Raw genomic sequence first — 20,884 nt, forward strand, 5'->3', positions numbered from 1 at the left:
GCGATGGCGGAGCGGCGTGGTGTGGTCGTGGGTTTGGTGGCGGTGGGGGTGTTGTTGGCGGGGGGTTGTGGTGGTGACGACGGTGGTGTGATCGGTGCGTCGACGACTGTGGCTGTCGACGATTCGGCTCCTGACACCACCGGCGGCGGTGGTGGGGCGGCGGTGTCGAGCTTGGACGACGTGTTGTCGGCCACGGTGCGCATCGACACCCGCGGCGCGCTCGTCGACCCCGAGATCGGCGCGTTCGAGTTCTCCGGCGGCGGTGGGTCGGGGTTCTTCATCGACCCGTCAGGGATCGCGGTCACCAACAACCACGTCGTCACCGGCGTCGCCGCGTTGGAGGTGTACGTCGGCGAAGAAGACGAGCCCCGCACGCAGGTGCTCGGCGTGTCGGAATGCTCCGACCTGGCCGTGATCGACGTCGAAGGCGACGGCTTCCCCTACCTGGAGTGGTACGACGGCGAGATCCGCGCCGGGCTCGACGTGTACGCCGCGGGTACCCCGACCCGGAGAACATCTACGCGTTGACCAGTGGGATCGTGGCCAACACCAAAGCCAGCGGGGAGATGACCTGGGCGTCGGTGGACTCGGTGATCGAACACGACGCCGGGATCCGCCCGGGCAGCTCCGGCGGGCCCCTCGTCACCGAAGACGGCAAGGTCGTGGGCATCAACTACGCCGGCGGTGAAACCGTCGAAGGGGCCTCCGAGCAGCAGTTCGCGATCTCCGAGACAGAAGCACTACCGATCATCGACGCGCTGTCAGCGGGCGAAGACGTGTTGTCGCTCGGTGTCAACGGTGTCGCCGTCGCCGATCCCGACAACGGCATCTACGGGGTGTGGGTGCAGTCCACCGAAACCGGCTCCCCCGCGGGTGAGCTCGGTCTCGAGGGCGGCGACATCATCACCAAGATCGAAGGGCTCACCTTGGGCACCGACGGCACGATGAAGGACTACTGCGACATCTTGCAGTCCCACCAACCAAGCGACCCGCTCAGCGTGCAGATCCTGCGCTTCGCCACCGAGGAATACCTCACCGGCGAATTCAACGGCGACCCCCTCGAACTGCAGTACTCCTTCGCCGACCAAGTCGAAGAAGACCTCGGCGACGAGATCGAAGAGGCACCCGACGACACCGTCACCGACGACACCGGTGGGGAGGATCCCGGAGATCCGGTCGGGACCTACACCGACTACGTGCTGCTCACCGACGACACCGGCGCGCTGCAGGTGGAGACCCCCGCCGAATGGGACGACGTCGACACCTTCGCCCCGTTCCTCGACGCCGACGGCAACGAGGACGGCACCGGGATCGCGGCGGCGCCGAACCTGGAGGACTTCACCAACACCTGGGGTACGCCGGGGGTACAGATCGCGGCCTGGGCGATGAGCGGGCGCGACTTCGACCCGGCCGAGACGCTCGATGTGAACAGGCACAGCTTCCTCGACGCGTGCACCGAGGGTGAGCGCCAGGACTACGACGACGGGCTGTACACCGGGCTGTACCAGACGTTCAGCGCGTGCGGCGACACCGAGACCGAGTACGTGATGATCGCCGCGGCTCCGCCGGACGCCCTGTTCGAGGTGTTCGTACAGATGCAGATCGTCACCTCCGCCGACCTCGACGCCCTCGACCGCGTCATCCAGACCTTCCAGGTGGTCGGCGAGGTTCCCGGGCTTGTCGGCGACGCCGGCGACGCCTACGGCCCGTACACCGAGTACGTGACGATCACCGACGACTACGGCGCGGTTCAAGTGGAGGTGCCGGTGGAATGGAGCGACGTCGACTCCCGCCTCACCCTCGTTGGGCCCGACGGCAGCGACGTGGGCACGGGCGTCGCCGCCTCACCGAACCTGGACTCGTTCTTGAACGGGTGGGAGGCGCCGGGGATGACGTTCCTCGCCTCGGCCTTGCCAATGGGTGACGCCGACCTGTGGCTCGACGATCTGGCGGCGAACCTCACATACGTCGACGCTTGCGACGACGCGGGCCGTTCCGACTACGACGACGGCTGGTACCAGGGCAAGACGCAGACCTACACCAACTGCGGAGGCACCGACGCCGGAGTGGTGTGGATCGTCGCCGAGCCGTCCGGCCAGGAGTTCAGCCTCTTCGTGCGCGTGAACACCGTCGCCGCCTCCGACCTCGACGCGCTCGATCGGATCATCGCCACCTTCCAGGTGCTCGACCTGAGCGCGATCCCTCAGTGAGCGACTTGCCCCGGTACCATCGGCGGCCATGCTCATTCTCGGGATCATCGTCGCCGGCATGGTCATCGGCTGGCTCGCCCAACTCGTCCTCGGACGCCAAGGACGAGAGGTCGACTGGACGATGGCCCTCGTCGCCGGCATCGGTGGCTCGTTCGTCGGTGGCCTGCTCGCCAGCCTGCTCGCCGGCGACGGGCTCGCGCTCCGCCCGAGCGGGCTGATCGGATCGCTGGTCGGCGCGCTGATCGTGACCGCCGTCTGGATCGCCGTCGCGAACCGCCGCGCCGCACGCTGACCACGCGCAGCTCGAACCCCGACCGGGCTCGGCACGTTCCTCGATCGGGGAACCTCCCTCGACAACGTCTATCGGTCGGTGCATGATCGACGCCGGGAGCTGAATCGGGGAGGACGGCGATGGCTGGGCGGCATTGCGTCGGTATGGGTTTGGCGGCGGTGGGGGTGTTGTTGGCGACGGGTTGTGGTGGTGACGACGGTGGTGTGATCGGTGCGTCGACGACTGTGGCTGTCGTCGATTCGACCCCTGACACCACAGATGGCGGCGGCGGTGGTGAGGTGGTGTCGAGCCTGGACGACGTGGTGTCGGCGATGGTGCGCATCGACACCCGCGGCGGGCTGGTGCATCCCGAGTTCGGCGCATACGAGTACTCGGGCGGCGGGTCGGGGTTCTTCGTCGACCCGTCAGGGATCGCGGTCACCAACAACCACGTCGTCACCGGCGTCGCCGCGTTGGAGGTGTTCGTCGGCGAAGAAGACGAGCCCCGCAACGCGCAGGTGCTCGGCGTGTCGGAGTGCTCCGACCTGGCCGTGATCGACGTCGAAGGCGACGGCTTCCCCTACCTCGAGTGGTACGACGGCGAGATCCGCGCCGGGCTCGACGTGTACGCGGCGGGCTACCCCACGCCGGAGACGATCTACGCGTTGACGAGCGGGATCGTGGCCAACACCAGGGCCAGCGGGGAGATGACCTGGGCGTCGGTGGACTCGGTGATCGAACACGACGCCGGGATCCGCCCGGGCAGCTCCGGCGGGCCCCTGGTCACGCAAGACGGCAAGGTCGTCGGCATCAACTACGCCTACAACGAACCGATAGAGGGTGCCTCCGAGCAGCAGTTCGCGATCTCCGAACAAGTGGCGCTGCCGATCATCGACGCGCTGTCGGCGGGCGAAGACGTGTTGTCGCTCGGTGTCAACGGCGTTGCCGTCGCCGATCCCGACAACGGCATCTACGGGGTGTGGGTGCAGTCCGCGGAGACCGGCTCGCCGGCGGGTGAGCTCGGTCTGGAGGGCGGCGACATCATCACCAAGATCGAAGGGCTCACCTTGGGCACCGACGGCACGATGAAGGACTACTGCGACATCTTGCAGTCGCACCAACCCAGCGACCCGCTGAGCGTGCAGGTGCTGCGCTTCGCCACCGAGGAGTACCTCACCGGCGAGTTCAACGGCGACGAACTCGGGCTGCAGTACTCCTTCGCCGACCAAGTCGCCGACGACCTCGGCGACGAGATCGCAGACGCACCCGACGACGCCGGCGGAGCCGAACCGAGCGCGGCGGGATCGTCGTCGTTCGAGACCGACTACGTGCTGCTCACCGACGACTACGGCGTCTTGCAGGTGGAAGTGCCGGCCGACTGGAGCGACGTCGATTCCTTCGTCCCGTTCAACGACGCCGACGGCAACGAGGACGGCACCGGGATCATGGCCGCACCGAACCTGGTGGACTTCAACGACACCTGGGGCACCCCGGGGATGGCGATCTCGGCCAGGGCGTTGAACGGCAGCAGCTTCGACCCGGAGCTGCTGCTCGATTGGAACAGGGAGAACCTCGGCTTCCTCGACGCGTGCACCGAGGGTGAGCGCCAGGACTACGACGACGGGCTGTACACCGGGCTGTACCAGACGTTCAGCGCCTGCGGTGACACCGAGACCGAGTTCGTCACGATCGCCGCAGGGCAGGTGGACGGCCTGTTCGAGATCCTCGTGAACTTGCAGATCGTCACCTCAGCGGACTTGGACGCCCTCGACCGCGTCATCCAGACCTTCCAGGTGACCGGCGACGTGCCTGGGCTCATCGGCGACCCCGGCGAGTACGAGTCCTACACCGAGTACATGACGGTCACCGACGACTACGGCGCGATCCAGGTGGAGGTGCCGGTGGAGTGGAGCGAAGTCGACTCGTACTTCCCCCTCACTCGGGACGACGGCAGTGAGGTGGGCACGGGTCTGGCTGCTGCACCGAGCCTGCAAGGGTTCTTCGACGAGTGGGAGACGCCCGGGATCGTGCTCCTGGCCGATCCCCAACCGCTCGCGGACCCCGATCAATGGCTCGACGACTATGCGGGCGGAGTGCTGAGCTTCGTCGGCGATTGCGTCGACGACGGCCGCGAGGACTACGACGACGGCTGGTACCAGGGCCGGATCCAGTACTTCTCGGACTGCAGCGACACCGGGAACGTCTACGTGTGGATCGCGGCCGGCCCGCCGAGCGGCGAGTTCGGGCTCTTCGTCGAGGTGAACGCCGTCACCACCTACGACCTCGACGCGCTCGATCGGATCATGGCCACGTTCCAGGTGCTCGACGCCAGCGCGATCCCCCGCTGAACTCAGACGATCGCGAGACCGGTCTCCAGGTCGAACAGGTGGAGGCGCTCGGTGTCGACCGCGAGCTCGATCAGGTCGCCGCCGCGCACCTGGCTGCGCGGGCCGAGGCTGGCGATGCCGACCGTCCCGGAGTCCTCGAGGGCCCGCAACGACGCCTCGAGGTCTTCGGTGGTCAGCTCGCGCAAGTCCTCCGACTCGACGCGCGGCGCCTCGATGTTGAAGTGCACGACGAGTGACGACCCGAGTGCCTCGGTGAGCTGCACCCTGGTGCGCAGGCGCCGATCCGCCGGATGGGTGGGGACCAGCGCCGAGTCCTCCATGTCCTCGGGCCTGATGCCGAGCGCTACCAGGCGATCGACGTAGCCGGCCAGGCTGGGGCGGGCAGCCATCACCTGCTCACCGATGCGCAACTGCTGGTCGCCGACGGCCACGGCCAGACCGTCGCCGTCGCGCACGAGGGTGGCGGTGACGAGGTTCATCGGCGGCGAGCCGATGAAGCCGGCCACGAAGAGGTTGTCGGGATGGTCGTACAGCACCTGCGGGGGCGCCACCTGCTGCAACACGCCCTTGCGCATCACCGCCACCCGAGTGCCCATCGTCATCGCCTCGACCTGGTCGTGGGTGACGTAGATGGTGGTCGTCGCCATGTCCTGCTGCAGCTTCGCGATCTCAGAACGCATCTGCACGCGCAGCTTGGCGTCGAGGTTCGACAGCGGCTCGTCCATCAAGAACACCTGCGGGTTGCGCACGATCGCCCGACCCATCGCGACACGCTGGCGCTGACCTCCCGAGAGCGCCTTCGGGCGGCGATCGAGCATCTCGTCGAGACCGAGCATGCGGCTCGCCCGCCCGACCCGCTCGGCGATCTCCTGCTTGGGCATCTTGCGCAGCGTGAGCCCGAAGGCGATGTTGTCGTACACCGTCATGTGCGGATACAGGGCGTAGCTCTGGAACACCATCGCCACGTCACGGTCGCGCGACGGGCGCTCGTTCATCCGCTGGCCACCGATGCGTAGCTCGCCCTCGGAGATGTCCTCCAACCCGGCGACCATCCGCAGCGCCGTCGACTTACCGCACCCCGACGGTCCGACCAGCACGAGGAACTCGCCGTCGGCGATTTGGAGATCGAGCGAGTCGACGGCGCGAAAGCCGTTCTCGTAGACCTTGGTCAGCTGTTCCAGTTCTACGTCTGCCATGGCGAAGAGTCCCCTTCGGTGGAGTCAATGATGGTCGTGTCGTCGGTCATGTCGTCGGTCGTGATCGCGTTCTCGGTCGGATGAGTCGCGCTATGTGTCACAAATCCGACCGAGAACTTGGGGGGAGATGGGGCGGGGAGGCGCCAGACGTGGGCGGCGGGGCCGTCGGCGGGGAGGGTGACGCAGCCGTCGTCGCCCACGACGAGCTGGTGGTCGCCGAACAGCGCGTCGACGGGCGATGTGCCTACGCCGAGCGCGCCGGCGTCGAGCACGACGGGCTCGTGCGCGGAGCGCGCAGCGTGCACGAGCACGCGCTCGTCGAGGTGTTCGCGTACGAAGGTGACCGCGTCGTCGGTGGCGGCGACCCACCGCAGGCCGCCGTCTTGCAGGGCCGGGCTGCCGGCACGCAGATGGAGGAGCCGGCGATAGGCGTCGTGGAGCCGGCGGTCCCACCGGTTCTCGTCCCAGGGGAACGGCTGGCGGGCGGCGTTCATGCAGCAGCCCTCCACCCCCACCTCGTCGCCGGCGAACACCATCGGCACGCCGGGCATCGTGGCGAGCAGCGCCACGCCGACGATCTGGCGCTCGCGCGATCCGGCGACGGTGCGGAAGCGGGCCGTGTCGTGGCTGTCGAGCAGGGTCATGCTGGCCACCCGGGCCGGCCATGGAACCGCAGCGGCGAGCGAGCGCATCGTGTCGACCATGGTGCGACCCGTGATGTGCGGCAGCGGACGCGGCTCGTGGAACATCGGGATCCCCCGCGCCCCTTGCAGCCACGACCACACGGGCCGAGTGAACCACTGGTACGCCATCGTGCCGTGCCAGCCCTCGCCGCCGAGGTCGGCCGACGCGTCGTGGCAGTGCTCGGCGAGCAACCAGGCGTCGGGGCGCACCGCGCGCATCGTCGCTCGGATCTCGCCGGCGATCTCGGCGTTCACGTCGACGGTGCCGTGGCGTCCGGTCATGTTCGCGACGTCGATCCGCCAACCGTCGAGCCCGACCGGCTCGTCGAGCCAGCGGTGCACCACTGAGCGCGACCCGCGCACCAGGCGCTCACGCAACTCGGTCGACGTCAGGTCGAACTTGGGCAGGCTGGCGACGCCCTGCCAGGCCACGTAGCGCTGCGGGTGCTCGTCGAAGAAGTAGAAGCCCGCCTCGGCCGACGACGCGTCGGCGACTGCGGCCTCGAACCAGGCGTGGTGGCTGCCGCTGTGGTTGGTGGTCAGGTCGCCGATCACCTTGATCCCCCGCTCATGCGCCTCGGCGACGAGGCGCGCCAGGGCCTCGTCGCCGCCGAGCAGCGGGTCGACGTGATCGAAGGTGGTGGCGTTGTAGCGATGGCTGGAGAGCGCGGGGAAGAACGGGGTGAGGTAGAGCAGGTTCACGCCGAGGTCGGCGAGGTGGTCGAGGTGCTCACGCACGCCGTCGAGGTCGCCCCGGTAGAGCTGGTGCACGGCGCGCTGCTCTTCGATCTGCACCGGCTCGTCCCATGCGGTGGCCGTCGCCCACGACGGCACCGGCGCGGCCGACGGCTCGCCCGGCGCGTCCTCGCGACGGCGCGCGAAGCGGTCGGGGAAGACCTGGTACGCCACGGTCCCGGCCAGCCACTGCGGCGGCGGTGAAGCGGTGCTCAGCACGAAGTCCTCGCGGTCGGGAACATCGCGGTCCCACACCCCCGCCGCATTGACGAAGCGATAGACGGCGTGGCCGCCGACCAACAGGAAGCGGTAGCGCATCACCGGGTGAGCCATCGTCACCTCGGCCTGCCACCACTGCTCGGCCTGCCGACCAGGCACCTGCCCGACGCCTGCTGACCACCCTTGCACGCGCTCGGCGCGCACCCAGACCGGCTCGCCGTCGACGACGGTGCGCACCAGCACCTGCTCGGCCTCGCTCGCGGCGGGCACCACCAGGCGCACCGGCACGCGCTCGCCCAAGGCGGGCGAGCGCGTGCCGACGTACCGGGAGGACCCGTCGTGGTGGGGCTCGTCGAGCAGCTTCGTCGCCATGGCGCGTCCTTGCCTGCCCTGCCTCGCCGTGCGCTAGCCCTTGACCGCGCCCGCGGTGAGGCCGGACACGATGAAGCGCTGCAGGAACAAGAACAACACCACCACGGGGATGGCGCCGATCAGCGCGCCGGCCGCGAACGGACCCCAGCGGTTGTCGAAGCCGGCGAGGACGTACCGCGACAGGCCGACAGCGAGCGTGCGCTGGTCCTCCTGCTGCCCGAGGATCACGTCCGCGATCAGGAACTCGGCCTGGCTGGTGATGAACGAGAGCAGACCGATGACCGCGAGCACCGGAGTGGCGAGCGGCAACACGATGCGGAAGAAGATCTGCGCGTGCGTCGCGCCGTCGACCTTGGCCGACTCGTCGAGCTCTTGGGGAACGGTGTCGAAGAAGCCCTTCATCAAGAACGTGTTCACCCCGAGCGCGCCGCCCAGGTAGATGAAGATCAAACCCCAAGTGGTGCCGAGCCCGATCGCCGGGAACATCGTCTTCACCCTGGTCATGAACAAGAACAGGGCGACGATGGCGAGCAGGTTGGGGAACATCTGCACGAGCAGCAGCGCGAGCAGACCCGGGCGGCGTCCCTTGAACCGCATGCGCGAAAACGCGAATGCCGCGAGCGCGCACAAGAACACCGTCGCCAGCGCCGTGATGACGCCGACCACCATCGAGTTGCGGAACCAGCGCCAGAACGGCGGGTGGCCGGGCTCGGTCATCAGCGTGCGGAAGTTGTCGAGGTTGATCTCGTTCGGGATCAGCCGCTGGCTGTTCAGGTTGCCGGGCCCGAACGCGGCCGAGAGCACCCAGAGCACCGGGAACAGCGCGAACGCGACTGCGAGCCACGCCACCAGGTGACGCCACCCCGTGTCGGCGAAGTTCTGGGCGCGGCTGCGATGCGTGCCGCTGGCCCCTGGAGTGCGCCCCGGCGTCTTGGCCGGCGTGCCGGTCGTGGTTGCCGTCGTAGGCGTGATCGGCGTGGTCGGCGTGGCCATCAGCGCACCTCCTCGAGAGCCTTGGTGTACCTGAAGCTGAATGCCGAGATCGCGGCGACGAGCAGGAAGATCACGAACGACACTGCGGACGCGAAGCCGTAATCGGCACCGCGCCCCCCGGCGAACGCCAGCTTGTAGGTGTAGCTGATGAGGATGTCGGTGCGTCCCGCGACCTGGCCCGAGATCGGCGGCTTGCCCTCGGTCAGCAGGTAGATCAGGTTGAAGTTGTTGAAGTTGAAGGCGAAGCTCGCGATGAGCAGCGGCGAGACGGCGGTGAGCAGCAGCGGGAAGGTCACCCGACGGAACGCGGTGACCCCGGTCGCGCCGTCGACGTAGGCGGCCTCGTTCAAGTCGGTGGGGATGCCCTGGAGCGCACCGGTGCAGACGAGGAACATGTACGGGTAGCCGAGCCACAGGTTCACGACGAGGATCGAGATGTACGGCATCCAGTCGCCCGTGAGCCACGGGATGCTGGTGCCGAGCCAGCGGTTGATCACCCCGAACTGCTCGTTGAACATGCCGCGCCAGACGAGCGCGGTCATGAAGCTGGGCAGGGCGTAGGGGACGATGATCAGCGACCGGTAGAAGCGCTTGCCCTTCATCCGCGGGCTGTGGAACACCATCGCCAGGAGCATCCCCACCGCGAACGTGGTGAGCACCGAGAGCACGGCGAACACCACCGTCCAGGCGAAGACCCGCACGAACGGACCGCGCACGTCGGGATCGGTGAACAAGCGGGTGTAGTTCTCGAGGCCGACCGACGTGCGCCAGCCGGGCAGGAGTTGGCGGCCCTCCTCGGACACGAAGTAGCCGGCGTCCTCGGAGTACACCGTGCCGTCGACGGTGTCGGTGACGGTGTTGGTCGCGCTGTCGTAGACGTGACGCTGAAGCTTCACGAAGGCGGTCGTGAACCCGTCGTTGTCGATCTCGCCGCCATCGGCGGGCACGCGCAGCGCCGTGATGTCGGCGGCGCGATCCTGGGCCTGGCCGAGGTTCAGAGCCACGTAACCGTCGATCGTGAGCCTGCGGCCGTCGTCGACGATGTCGCCGGCGGCGACGGGGGTGAGGCCCTCTGGCGTGCCGAGGAAGAAGTTGCCGTCGGGATCGGTGAGCAAGAAGGCGATCTCGCCGGTCGGGGAGCCCTCGGCGAGGATCTGCAGCTCGTAGCGGACTGCGTCCTCGGCGGAGGTGATCGACTTCGTCTCGATCTGCTCGATCGCCTGGTCCTTCGAGATGTTGTTGCCGGTGCCGTAGTTCGTGGTGGAGATGTAGATCGTGTACAGCACCGGGTACACGACGAAGATCAGCAAGAAGATGGTGCCCGGTACGAGGTACTTCGCCGGCAGGAACCGGCGCGGGCTCAAGTAGACGATGTCGATGACGACGATGGCGATGATCGACGCCACGGCAAAGGGGTAGTCGGGCTTGTCGAGCATCGTCGGCAACGCCCAGATGACGAGTGCGTTCGCCAGCGCCAGCAGCACGACTTTGACGATGAGCCCGGTCGTGCTCCCATGCGAGCGGGGCCGGGGGGCGAATGCCCCCCGGCCCCGGTCGCTGGATCCTGGCGTGCTGGCGCCTCCCGACGACATGTCGGTCGTCGGGGAATCCGCCTGCACGCTCATCTCGGTTCAGCCGATCTCGGCGCGGATCGCCGTGGCGGCGTCGGTCATCGCCTGCTCGGGGTCGGTACCGCTCGCGATGAGCTGGTAAGCGTCGCCCCAGGTGGTGAACACGAACGACATCACCGGGAAGGCGGGCATCGGCATGCCGGCCTCGCCGGCAGCTCCGAAGCCGGCGACGATCGGATCGTCGGCAACCTGCTCGAACGCGCTGGCCATTGCCGGCGGGCGAGCCCCGACCTCGTACAGCGCGAGCTGCAGTTCTTCGGAGTTCAGGTAGTCGAGGACGAACGTCTTCGCGAGGTCTGCGTTCTCCGAGTACGGCGACAGCATGAAGCCCTGCACACCGACGAACACCTGCGGGGTGATGCCCTCTTCGATCGGCGGAACGGGCTCGACCACGAAGGGCACGCCCATCGCCTCGAAGCCGTTGTCGGCCTGGGCGACTGCCCACGGGCCGGTGAGCGCGAACGGCGCCCGGCCGGAGCCGAAGGAGTCGATCATCACGCCGTAGTCGATGTCCTTGGACAGCAGCCCGGACTCGAACCAGCCGGCGATGTTCTGCGCGGCGGTGATCCCGCCCTCGCTGTCGAGTCCGACGTCGCTCGTGTCGAAGCCTGCGTCCGTCGTGCCGAACAGGTAGCCACCGCTGCCGGTGAAGAGCGGCATGAAGTGGTACGGGCTGGCGTCAGGAGTGCCCTGCACGGCGAGGGGGATGTCGGCGTCGCCGCTCTCGACGAGACCGAGCGCGATCTCCTCGAGCTCGGCCCACGTGGCCGGTGCCTCGGGAACGAGGTCTGTGTTGCGGATGAGGGCGATGTTCTCGATCGCGTACGGCAGGCCGTAGATCTGGCCTTCGTACGTGAATGCGTTGATCGCCACGTCGAGGTACTCGTCGGCGGCAGCGCCGAGCTCGAGCGGCGCGACTGCGCCGTTCGCGACGAGCTCGCCCAGCCAGTCGTGGGCGCCGACGTAGATGTCGGGGCCTTCACCGGCGGGCCCGGCGGTGGACACGTTGTCGCGGATCCGCTGGCTCGGCACTTCCTGCACGACCACCTTCAGGCCCTCGGCCGCGCCGAACTCCTCGGCGATCGGGGTGAGGATCGGCACTCGGGTGTCGTCGGCCCAGATCACGAGATCGGCGTCGCCGCGCTCGGGCAGCGGAGCTTCGGTCGTGGTCGGGGCGTCGGTGCTCGGAGCGTCGGTGCTCGGGGCATCGGTGCTCGGGGCGTCGGTGCTCGGAGCGTCGGTGCTCGGAGCGTCGGTATCGGTAGAGCTGTCGTCACCGCCGCAGGCCGCACCGATCAGTGCGATCCCGGCTAGCAACGCCAGCGCCGTCTTGCGCGTGCGCATGTACTCCCCCTGTGAGGGTTGTCGGGCGAGGCGCGAGGGCGGCTCGCCACGGTCGGTTAGATGAGCGCACAGTAGCAAGGAATTTGCAGCGGATGAAAATTTGCGGGCTCTTCTTGCAGAACCGACTGCAAACCCCCTACCTTGTCCAGGCGATGGCACGGATCCGGCTACGCGACATCGCGGAGCGCGCGGGTGTCAGCGAGGCCACCGTCAGCCGAGTGCTGAACGACCGCCCCGGCGTCTCGGCGCCCACACGTTCGGCCGTCGGCGACGCGATGCGCGCGCTCGGGCTCGCGGCTCCCGATCGCGTCCGCCATACCGAAGGCCTGGTCGGGCTGATCGTGCCCGAGCTCGACAACCCGATCTTCCCCGCCCTCGCGCAGGCGATCGAGAACCGCCTCGCGGCGGCCGGCTTCACCGCGGTGCTCGGTTGCGCGACCCAAGAAGGCGTCGACGAGGACGACTACGTGGAGATGCTCGCCGAACGCGGCGTTTCCGGAATCGTCTTCGTCTCCGGCCGGCACGCCGACATGTCGGCCGACCAGCGCTCCTACCACGAGCTGCTCGCGCGAGGCATGCCGATCGTGCTCGTGAACGGTCACCATCCCGGCATCGACGCCCCGTCGGTGTCGTGCGACGACCGCCACGCGTCGAGGCTGGCGGTGGCGCACCTGGCGAGCCTCGGCCACGAGCGGATCGGTTTCGTCTCCGGGCCCCAGCGCTACGTCGTCGTGCAGCGCAAGCTCGAAGGCTTCCACGCCGCGATGTCCGACGCCGGCCTGAGCGTCGATCCCTCGCTCGTCTCCGTCGACGCGGTGTTCTCGGTGGAGGGCGGGCACGCCGTGGCGCCCCAGCTCCTCGGGAGCGGCGCGACGGCGGTGGTGGCGGCGAGCGACCTGATCGCGCTCGGCGTCGTGCGCGCGGCAAACGAAACCGGCCTGGCGGTGCCCGCCGACATCTCGGTGGTCGGCTTCGACGACACGGCACTGATGGCGTTCACCGATCCGCCGCTCACCACCGTGCGCCAGCCGGTGCGCGCGATGGCCGAGCTCGCGGCGCGCCTCTTGATCGACCAGGTGCGCGCCGCCGGCCCGCATACGCCCCAGCGCGAGTACCTCTTCCGACCCGAGCTCGTCGTGCGCGGCTCGAGCGCGCCGGCTGGGGCACTCGCCGCCTCCGGCCGCTGAGGCACCGATGCTCCACTAGGTTCGCAGTCATGAGCGAGCCGGTGCAGGTGAGCATCGACGACGGCGTGGCTGTCGTCCGAATCGACGACCAGAAGGCGAACGCGCTGTCCCACGACGTCATCTTGCGCCTGCACGCCGCGTTGGACACCGCGGCGAGCGAGGCGTCGGCGGTCTGCTTCGTCGGGCGCGAGGGCAAGCTCTGCGCAGGGTTCGACCTCTCGGTGATGACCGCCGGGGCAGAGGCGACGCGCGGGCTCGTGCACGCCGGCGGCGAGCTGCTGATGCGCATCTACGGCCACCCCCAGCCGACCGTCGTCGCCGTCACCGGTCACGCTCTTGCCGCCGGAGCCCTCTTCGTGCTCGCCTGCGATCTGCGCATCGGCGCCGACGTGCCGGCCAAGATCGGGCTCAACGAGACCGCGATCGGGATGGCCTTGCCGGTGTACGCGGTGGAGCTCGCCCGCGACCGGCTGTCACCCGAACACCTCGCCCGGGCGACCCTGATGGCCGAGATCTACGGGCCTGCCGGCGCGGTCGAGGCCGGCTACCTCGACGAGGTGGTGCCCGTCGACGAGCTGGTCGACTACTCGATCGGCGAGGCCCGCCACCTCGGCTCGTACCGCTCCGGCGCCTACAGCACCACCAAGACCCAGCTGCGCGCGGCCACCATCGAGCGCGTGCTCGCCGGGCTCGACGCCGACATGGCCAACATGGTGCCCCCGGTCGTCGGCTGACCGGATCGGCGGAAAGGAGAGACTGTGGACCGAACCGCCGAATGGGACGAGCTGCGCAACCGATACCTGGTGCCGCGTGGGGAGCGGGCGGCATCGAGCGCCCGCGGCGTGCACCACGTGGCGTTGCTGTCGAGCGACGTAGAGCGGACGATCCGCTTCTACCAGGACCTGCTCGGCTTCCCGCTGATCGAGCTGTTCGAGAACCGCGACTACGCCGGCTCGACGCACTTCTTCTTCGACCTGGGCGTCGGCAACTGCCTCGCCTTCTTCGACTTCCCCGGGCTCGACCTCGGCCCTTACCAAGAGGTGCTCGGCGGCCACCATCACCTCGCGATCTCGATCGAGCGCGGTCAGTGGGAGGCAGCCAAGGCCCGCCTCGACGAGGCCGGCGTCGAGTACGCCCACGTCGACGACTCGTCGCTGTACTTCCGCGGGCCCGACGGTGAGCGCCTGGAGCTGATCAGCGACCCGCTCGGCCACATGTACGGCAACGACCTCGGCTAGCAGCTCACCGCCGCGGATCTCGCCCGGTCAGGCGTCGCGCGCGGCGAGCAGGTCTTCGGTACGCCGCACCAGCAGCTGGCGCTCGTCGTCGCTCAGCGGTCGTGCGGTGCGCACGTTCAGCTCCACTCGGCCCCCGTCCTGTCCGGCCTGCATCGCCATCGCCTCGATGTCGTCGACGAACACCACGCCGGTGAGGTGCTTGGTGCCGGCGACGTCACGCATCGCGTCGGCCGCGGCACCGGCTCTCAGGTTCGACTCGGCCTCGCCGGGCAGCTTCACCTCGAGTCGGGCCTGCGCCGGCTCCTGGCTGAGGTTGCGGACGTTGGCAAGCGTGGCGTTGGGCATGTGCACGGTGCTCCGCGCGTCGCGCAGCCTCGTCGTGACCGCGCCGATGTGCTCGACCACACCCCGCACCGGTTCGCGCCAGCCGAGCTCCACCTCGATCTCGTCGCCGACGCCGTAGCGGTCCTCGAGCAGCACGGAGAGCCCGGTGAGGTAGTCGTTGACCTTGTGCTGGCCGCCGATCGCCAGCCCGGCGCCGAGGAACCCGGCGCTCGAGATGAAGAAGGCCGCGTCGAGGTCGAGCACGTGGAAGACGGCGATCGAGACCACCACCCAGACGACGAGCGAGAACAGGTGGTTGAGCATGCGGCTCGCCGCATCGACGCGCTGGCGCCGGCGCTGCTCGACGACGTCGGCAGGCTCACCGCCGTCGCGGCGCACGCGGACACGCCACCACCGAGTGGGCGCCACGAGGCTGCGGTCGGCGACGTGGCGCATCACGCGCCGCAGCCCGACCCTCGTCAGCCTGGTCAGCACGAAGCCGCCGAGCACGACGAGGAAGACGAGGAGCGGCCGGGACATGGCCTGGGCGGCGCTGAGCGCCTCGTCTCCCCCGGGGGGAGCAGCTGTCATCGGTTGCAGGCGCATGGCTTCCCAGTATGGACACCGGGCCGGCCCAATGTGGCGCGGTCGCGTCATTTCTTACGGTTCGATGACGATATCTCCTGAGGTGTGACAAGCGTCAAGAACGCCTCAAGAACTGGGCGTCGCAGCCGATACCCGTGCTACACCAGTAAACGAACGGGCGGTGGGCCGTGAAGTTGACGGAATCCGAAGACAAGGCCGGGCCGGCGGTGGCCGCTGCGCCGACGTCGACGAGTGACAAGGAATCGGCACCGGCGGCCGTCCGCGCGCGCCAAGAGTCGGTCCCGGCATCCCGGCGTCTGTCTCCGAAGGCGCTGAAGCGACGCCTCGTGCTGGCCGACGCGGTGACGATCGTCGGTGTGTTCGCAGTTGCGTTCGTGCTGCAGGACGTCTTCCGGCCCGTCCCTCGTCATGTGCGCATGGAGCACCTCGCGCTCGCCATGATCGGTGTGCCGGTGTGGCTCGTCGCGCTGGGCACGAACAAGCTCTACCGCGCGCGCGTGATCGATCGGCGCGGTGAGGAGTTCCGCCGGCTCACCGTGTCGACTGCGGTCGCGGTAGCCGTGATGGTGACGATCGCGTTCGTTCTGCAGTACTCGAACCTGTCGCGTGGCTGGGTGCTCGCCGTATTGCTCGTCGGGGTGGTCGCGCTGGCCATCGAGCGCGAGATCGCTCGCGCGGTCTTCACCCGGTTGCGCCGCCAGCGGCGCATCAGCCGCCGAGTGGTGATCATCGGCACCGACGCGAACGCGATCGGGCTGCTGCACACCCTGCAGCGTGATTCCGGTCTCGGCTACGAGGTGGTCGGCTTCGTCGGCGACCAGGACTTCGGCCAGCGCGGCGGGGTGATGGTGCTCGGCGCGCTGGAGCACGCCGAAGAGGTGATGACCGAGGTCAATGCCAGCGGGGCGCTGATCTCGCCGGCGTCGGTGCCTCCGCACACGCTCAACATGCTCACCCGCCGGCTCACCGACGCGGGGTTCCACGTGGCGCTGTCGTCCAGCCTGCGCGACATCGACATCACCAGGTTCCGGCCCCAGGCGGTGGACGGCCGCACGCTCATGTACATCGAGCCGACCATCCGTTCCGGCTGGCGGGCCGTCGCCAAGCGCGCGTTCGACTTGGCGGTCTCGAGCGTGGCCCTGCTCATCGCCTCACCCGTGCTGGCCGTGGCGACGATCGCGATCAAGCTCGACTCGCGTGGCCCGGTGCTGTTCCGCCAACGGCGGGTCGGACGCGACGGCGAGGCGTTCGACATCTTGAAGCTGCGCACGATGGTGGCCGACGCCGAGGCGCGCAAGCAGGACCTGCTGGAGCAGAACGAGCTCGACGGGCCGCTGTTCAAGATGGCCAACGACCCCCGGATCACCCGCGTCGGCCGACTGCTGCGCAAGCTGTCGATCGACGAACTGCCCCAGTTCTGGAACGTGCTGAAGGGCGAGATGAGCATCGTCGGGCCGCGTCCGGCACTGCCCGCGGAGATGGCCGAGTGGCCACCCGAGCTCCTCGACCGGTTGCGGGTGCTGCCCGGGATCACCGGGATGTGGCAGGTGTCGGGCCGCTCGGCGACGACGTTCGAGGAGTACAAGCGCCTCGACCTGTACTACGTCGACAACTGGTCACTGCTCCACGATCTGCGCATCGTGGCCAAGACCGCCGTCGTCGTCGCCTTCCAGCGCGGCGCCCACTAGCGCCGCGCTGGTAACAGCGCTTCAGGAGGCCGCTTCCTCGGTGCGCAGGTTCAGCCCGGCGTCACCGTTGGTCAGCGTCAGCGAGGCCGCCTCGATCTTGTAAGCCACCTCGCCGACGAGCGTCGCCAGCACCGCCTGCTCGACCAGCATCTGGTCCTCGTCGCACATCATCTTCGTGGTCGCGATCGGCCCGAAGGTGAGCACGCCGGCGGCCTCGTCGATCTCCACCGTGCCGTTGCCGGTGTTGCAGCCGGCGACGACGTGCACCTTGCCTTCCTCGATCAGGATCGTGGCGACCACGCCGGTCGGCACGCTCGACACCGCGTCGGCGGAGACGAGGCCGTCGACGGTCCACGTCGTGCCTTCCAGAGCGCGATCGGGATCGGCCACCACACGGTCGACCAGCACGAGCGTGTCGGCCTCGCCGGTGAGCGTCAGCTCGTCGCCCGACACACCGATCGTCGGCGCCGCGCTCAAGAACTCGGCGAGCCAGGCGTCCTGGTCCATCAGCGCCTCGTCACAGGCCATCTGCGTCTGGGCGAGCTGCTCGACGCGCAGCACGTCGCCGTCAAGCGCGTAGCCGCCACCCATCGAGTTGCAGCCGGCCTGGGCCGACACGGCTCCGTCCGCGAAGGCGAGGCGCACCACGCTGCCGGCGACGAGCGTGTGATCACCCTCGACCGAACCGGCCGTCTCGCTGAGGAGGAACGTACGGCCGTCGAGCACCGGAACTGCCGAGCTGGCGCTCGGCTCGGCCTCGTCACCGCACGCAGCGGCGAGGAGGGCGACCAGCGGAACAAGCGCGGCGATGGACTTGGAGGTTCGCTTCATGTCTCTCTGACGACGGGTGCCGGCGTCTGGTTCCCGCAGGTAACGGTCGCTCGCGCCCGATAGCACACCCTTACGCCAGGATGGGGCGGCGATGGCCATCTCTTGCTCGTACTGCGGCGGCTCCCACGCCACCCCCGGTGAGGTTCGCGCGTGCTGGGAGCGCACCGGCGGTTCACCGGCCGACGACGCACCCGAGGAGAGCGCCCCGGCACCGGCCGCGCCGCGACCACCCGCGCCGCGACCACCCGCTGCCCTAGCGGCACGTCCGGCAACATCGGCGACCGTCGGCCCCGCCGAGCAGCTCGCCGGGCCCGACGCGCTCGGCCGCTCGATCGTGCTCCTGCCCGGCGCCGATGTGCCCGAACCGTGGGCGGGGTGCGCGCGGCCGGCCGAGGAGGTGCTGGTCGACGAGCAGACGCTCGCTTCGGGCGAGGCGATGGCCGCGCTGGTCGGCGTGCTCGGGGCGCGGTGGCGCTCGCGCACCCGCACCGTCATCCGCCTCGGCGACGCCAGTGCACTCCTCGCCGACCCGGAGCGCTCTCCGGGCACGGTCGATGTACGCCCGCTGCACGAGATCGGCCCCCGGGGCGAGCTCACCCTCGACGTGGTGCACCACCTCGTCTGGTCCAACTCGGTCGACGGTCGCGATCCCGACGCAGCCAGCTGGGCGGGGGAGGACTCCGCGGCGGCGTGGGTGGACGGCGGCCCGCTCACCTTCTTCCTCCCGATCGACGGCGTGCCCGTGGTGCACCGCATCGCCGTCGAACACGGCTCCCTCGCCCCCTTCGCCACGAACGAGCCCGTCGGCGCCGGTGCCGAGCTGGCCCCCGATCAGCGCGCGGCCGTCACCCATCCCGGAGGCCCGGCGCGGATCATCGCTCCCGCGGGCTCCGGCAAGACGCGAGTCCTCACCGAACGCGCCCGGCTGCTGGTGGGCGGCTGGCAGCTACCTGCAGCCGCGGTGTGCCTCGTCGCGTTCAACACCCGTGCCCAGGCCGAGATGCGCGACCGCACCCGCGACCTGCCCGAACTGCAGGTGCGCACGCTCAACTCGATCGCGCTCGCCGTCGTCAACGGCACGCCGCCCTACGCCCCCCGTGACCGGCGCTACCAGACGATCGACGAGGGCCAGGTGCGCCGCTTGCTGGACCGCTTCGTCGCCCCCCAGCGACGCCGCAACACCGACCCGCTCGCCCCGTGGATAGAGGCGTTGTCTCTCTGCAGACTCGGCCTGCGTGACCCGGGCGAGGTCGAGGCGATGTACCAGGGCGACGTGGCCGGGTTCGCGGAGATCCTGCCCAGCTACCGCGAAGCGCTCTCGCGCGACGGGCTCGTCGACTTCGACGAACAGATCGTGCGAGCGATCGAGACGCTGCTCACCGATCCCGTGGCGCGCGCCGGCGCCCAACGCGCCTGCCGGGTGCTGCTGGTGGACGAGTTCCAAGACCTGACCCCGGCCCACGTGCTGCTCGTGCGCCTGCTCGCCGGGCCCGACGCGAACGTGTTCGGGGTGGGTGACGACGACCAGACGATCTACGGCTACAACGGCGCCGATCCGTCGTGGTTGCTCGACTTCGCCGAGCTCTTCCCGGGCGCCGGCGACCACCCACTCGAGGTCAACTACCGCTGTCCAGGCGGGGTGACGGCGGGCGTCGATCGGATGCTGCGCCGCAACAGCCGTCGTGTCCCGAAGACGATCCGCAGTGCTCACCCGGATGCGGAGGGATTCGACGTGGTGCTCACCACCGGCCCGGCCGAGACGCTCGCCGCCGCGGTCGACGCGGTGCGCGCCGTGCTGGCCGCAGGGCACCAACCGAGCGACGTGGCCGTGCTCACGCGGGTCAACTCGCTGCTCGTGCCGGTGCAGGTGGGTCTGGCCGCGGCCGGCGTGCACACGCAGGGGGGCGTCGGCGTCGAGTTCGTCGAGCGCACCGCGGTGCGGGCGACCCTCGCCTGGCTGCGCCTCGCCGCCGGCTCGTGGCGCGCCGACGACCTGCGTGAGGCGCTGAAGCGGCCGTCGCGCCCGCTCCACCCGCGCGTCGCCGACTGGGTGGGCGAAGCCCGCGACGCCGACGCGCTGTGGCGCCTCTCCACCAGGCTGCGCACGCCGCGTGACGCGGAGCGCGTCGAGGCCTTCGCCGCCGACATCGCCGGCATGCGCACCCTCGTCGAGCGACGCCGCCCCACCGCCGAAGTGCTCGAGCGTCTCTTCCACACCGTCGGGCTGGCCGGATCGATCGCCTCGCTCGACGCCAACCGGGTGGGGACCAACCGCAGCGCGCAGGACGACGACCTCGCCGCGCTGCAACAGCTCGCGTCCCTGCAGCCCGATGCGGCGGGCTTTCCCGCGTGGCTCACGCGCGTGCTCGCCGAGACCGGCCGTCGAGGTGGCCACGACGGGTTCGAGGGCGGCGCGGCGCTCACCCTGGCCACGGTGCACCGGGTGAAGGGCCAGGAGTGGCCGTTCGTGGTGGTCCACTCGGCCAGCGACACCCAGTTCCCCCACCGGCTCGCCGACGACCTCGAGGAGGAGCGGCGGGTGTTCCACGTGGCGCTCACCCGTGCGGCGCGCCACGTGACGATCGTCGCGCCAGACCCCCCTTCGCCGTTCGTCGCCGAGCTCACCACCGAGGGCCGCCCGCCGCCGCCGACGCCGAAGCCGGAGCCGACCGCACGGGCGGCGGCCGCGGCCGCGCGCACCCGGACCGCACGCGCGGTGAAAGCTGCGCCGGCCGGTGGTGCAGCGGCCGAGCGCCTGCGCGCGGCGCTCAAGTCGAGGCGGCGCGACCTCGCCGCCGGAAAGCCCGCCTACACCGTGTTCGACGACACGACGCTCGAGCACCTCGTCGAGCGCCGTCCGGCGACGCTCGCCGAGCTGGCCCGGGTGCCGGGCATGGGGCCGAAGCGGCTGGAGCGCTTCGGCGACGAGATCCTGGTGCTGATCGAAGACCACCTCGCAGACGCCGACGACGAGCGCGCGTGAGCACCGACCGGGTGGCGACGCCCGG

General features: G+C 69.6%; 16 protein-coding genes. 9 read left to right on the forward strand and 7 right to left on the reverse strand.

Translation table 11 applies throughout. From position 1 onward, the window contains the following. Window positions 1-3: 3 nt before the first annotated feature. The 4 genes from IPM43_06755 (at window position 4) to IPM43_06770 (ending at window position 4,829) form a co-directional block, all read left to right on the forward strand. Entirely contained in the window at window positions 4-528 is a 525-nt protein-coding gene (locus tag IPM43_06755; protein ID QQS26046.1) for a trypsin-like peptidase domain-containing protein, read from the forward strand. Beyond that, entirely contained in the window at window positions 450-2,210 is a 1,761-nt protein-coding gene (locus tag IPM43_06760) for a serine protease (GenBank protein ID QQS26047.1), read from the forward strand. Before IPM43_06755 ends, IPM43_06760 begins: the two co-directional genes overlap by 79 nt. A 28-nt stretch (window positions 2,211-2,238) precedes the next feature. After that, window positions 2,239-2,502 carry a GlsB/YeaQ/YmgE family stress response membrane protein gene (locus tag IPM43_06765; protein QQS26048.1) on the forward strand — a complete coding sequence of 88 codons (264 nt, stop codon included), beginning with the start codon at window positions 2,239-2,241 and terminating at the stop codon, window positions 2,500-2,502. Between the two features lie 119 nt (window positions 2,503-2,621). Then, entirely contained in the window at window positions 2,622-4,829 is a 2,208-nt protein-coding gene (locus tag IPM43_06770) for a serine protease (protein QQS26049.1), read from the forward strand. Between the two features lie 2 nt (window positions 4,830-4,831). Here the strand turns inward: IPM43_06770 and ugpC are convergent, their stop codons facing one another. The 5 genes from ugpC to IPM43_06795 all read right to left on the reverse strand — a co-directional run bounded on the left by ugpC (window position 4,832) and on the right by IPM43_06795 (window position 12,002). Beyond that, window positions 4,832-6,025: a sn-glycerol-3-phosphate ABC transporter ATP-binding protein UgpC gene (ugpC, locus tag IPM43_06775; GenBank protein ID QQS26050.1), complete on the reverse strand. Its 1,194-nt coding sequence runs from the start codon at window positions 6,023-6,025 to the stop codon at window positions 4,832-4,834. Continuing rightward, entirely contained in the window at window positions 6,013-8,034 is a 2,022-nt protein-coding gene (locus tag IPM43_06780; GenBank protein ID QQS26051.1) for a glycoside hydrolase family 13 protein, read from the reverse strand. The genes ugpC and IPM43_06780 overlap by 13 nt, the downstream gene beginning before the upstream one ends. A 33-nt stretch (window positions 8,035-8,067) precedes the next feature. Continuing rightward, window positions 8,068-9,027: a sugar ABC transporter permease gene (locus IPM43_06785; GenBank protein ID QQS26052.1), complete on the reverse strand. Its 960-nt coding sequence runs from the start codon at window positions 9,025-9,027 to the stop codon at window positions 8,068-8,070. Then, window positions 9,027-10,511 (reverse strand): ABC transporter permease subunit, encoded by a 1,485-nt coding sequence (locus tag IPM43_06790; protein ID QQS26053.1) that lies wholly within the window; start codon window positions 10,509-10,511, stop codon window positions 9,027-9,029. Before IPM43_06790 ends, IPM43_06785 begins: the two co-directional genes overlap by 1 nt. A gap of 147 nt (window positions 10,512-10,658) precedes the next feature. Then, on the reverse strand, window positions 10,659-12,002 hold the full coding sequence (locus IPM43_06795; GenBank protein ID QQS26054.1) for an extracellular solute-binding protein: 1,344 nt from the start codon (window positions 12,000-12,002) through the stop codon (window positions 10,659-10,661). Between the two features lie 152 nt (window positions 12,003-12,154). Between IPM43_06795 and IPM43_06800 the strand changes: the two genes are divergently transcribed. From IPM43_06800 to IPM43_06810, 3 genes are read left to right on the forward strand one after another with little or no spacing between them, the layout of a single operon-like run. Continuing rightward, window positions 12,155-13,189, forward strand: a complete 1,035-nt coding sequence (locus tag IPM43_06800) for a LacI family DNA-binding transcriptional regulator (protein QQS26055.1) — start codon at window positions 12,155-12,157, stop codon at window positions 13,187-13,189. A 29-nt stretch (window positions 13,190-13,218) separates the two neighbouring features. Further along, window positions 13,219-13,923 (forward strand): crotonase/enoyl-CoA hydratase family protein, encoded by a 705-nt coding sequence (locus IPM43_06805; protein ID QQS26056.1) that lies wholly within the window; start codon window positions 13,219-13,221, stop codon window positions 13,921-13,923. A 24-nt stretch (window positions 13,924-13,947) separates the two neighbouring features. Further along, window positions 13,948-14,427, forward strand: a complete 480-nt coding sequence (locus IPM43_06810) for a VOC family protein (protein ID QQS26057.1) — start codon at window positions 13,948-13,950, stop codon at window positions 14,425-14,427. 27 nt (window positions 14,428-14,454) lie between these two features. On the opposite strand, the gene IPM43_06815 is transcribed toward IPM43_06810, so the two are convergent. Beyond that, on the reverse strand, window positions 14,455-15,357 hold the full coding sequence (locus tag IPM43_06815; GenBank protein QQS26058.1) for a mechanosensitive ion channel: 903 nt from the start codon (window positions 15,355-15,357) through the stop codon (window positions 14,455-14,457). Between the two features lie 206 nt (window positions 15,358-15,563). Here IPM43_06815 and IPM43_06820 point away from each other — a divergent pair, with 206 nt between their 5' ends. Beyond that, the gene (locus tag IPM43_06820; GenBank protein QQS26361.1) at window positions 15,564-17,045 is read left to right on the forward strand and encodes a sugar transferase; all 1,482 of its coding nucleotides are present in this window, start codon (window positions 15,564-15,566) and stop codon (window positions 17,043-17,045) included. A 21-nt stretch (window positions 17,046-17,066) separates the two neighbouring features. On the opposite strand, the gene IPM43_06825 is transcribed toward IPM43_06820, so the two are convergent. Beyond that, complete coding sequence (locus IPM43_06825; protein QQS26059.1) at window positions 17,067-17,876, reverse strand: META domain-containing protein; 810 nt, start codon at window positions 17,874-17,876, stop codon at window positions 17,067-17,069. Between the two features lie 91 nt (window positions 17,877-17,967). Between IPM43_06825 and IPM43_06830 the strand changes: the two genes are divergently transcribed. After that, on the forward strand, window positions 17,968-20,859 hold the full coding sequence (locus IPM43_06830; GenBank protein QQS26060.1) for an ATP-dependent DNA helicase UvrD2: 2,892 nt from the start codon (window positions 17,968-17,970) through the stop codon (window positions 20,857-20,859). Window positions 20,860-20,884: the final 25 nt, after the last annotated feature.

It is taken from the genome of Actinomycetota bacterium (assembly GCA_016700055.1).
Taxonomy (GTDB): domain Bacteria; phylum Actinomycetota; class Acidimicrobiia; order Acidimicrobiales; family Ilumatobacteraceae; genus Kalu-18.

Excerpts from the sequence above, each read along its gene's own strand:
- IPM43_06755 (QQS26046.1), top strand. The coding sequence starts at position 4 with ATGGCGGAGCGGCGTGGTGTGGTCGTGGGTTTGGTGGCGGTGGGGGTG.
- IPM43_06800 (QQS26055.1), top strand. The coding sequence starts at position 12,155 with ATGGCACGGATCCGGCTACGCGACATCGCGGAGCGCGCGGGTGTCAGC.
- IPM43_06785 (QQS26052.1), bottom strand. The coding sequence starts at position 9,027 with ATGGCCACGCCGACCACGCCGATCACGCCTACGACGGCAACCACGACC.
- IPM43_06830 (QQS26060.1), top strand. The coding sequence starts at position 17,968 with ATGGCCATCTCTTGCTCGTACTGCGGCGGCTCCCACGCCACCCCCGGT.
- IPM43_06770 (QQS26049.1), top strand. The coding sequence starts at position 2,622 with ATGGCTGGGCGGCATTGCGTCGGTATGGGTTTGGCGGCGGTGGGGGTG.
- IPM43_06825 (QQS26059.1), bottom strand. The coding sequence starts at position 17,876 with ATGAAGCGAACCTCCAAGTCCATCGCCGCGCTTGTTCCGCTGGTCGCC.
- IPM43_06795 (QQS26054.1), bottom strand. The coding sequence starts at position 12,002 with ATGCGCACGCGCAAGACGGCGCTGGCGTTGCTAGCCGGGATCGCACTG.
- ugpC (QQS26050.1), bottom strand. The coding sequence starts at position 6,025 with ATGGCAGACGTAGAACTGGAACAGCTGACCAAGGTCTACGAGAACGGC.
- IPM43_06815 (QQS26058.1), bottom strand. The coding sequence starts at position 15,357 with ATGCGCCTGCAACCGATGACAGCTGCTCCCCCCGGGGGAGACGAGGCG.
- IPM43_06765 (QQS26048.1), top strand. The coding sequence starts at position 2,239 with ATGCTCATTCTCGGGATCATCGTCGCCGGCATGGTCATCGGCTGGCTC.
- IPM43_06780 (QQS26051.1), bottom strand. The coding sequence starts at position 8,034 with ATGGCGACGAAGCTGCTCGACGAGCCCCACCACGACGGGTCCTCCCGG.
- IPM43_06805 (QQS26056.1), top strand. The coding sequence starts at position 13,219 with ATGAGCGAGCCGGTGCAGGTGAGCATCGACGACGGCGTGGCTGTCGTC.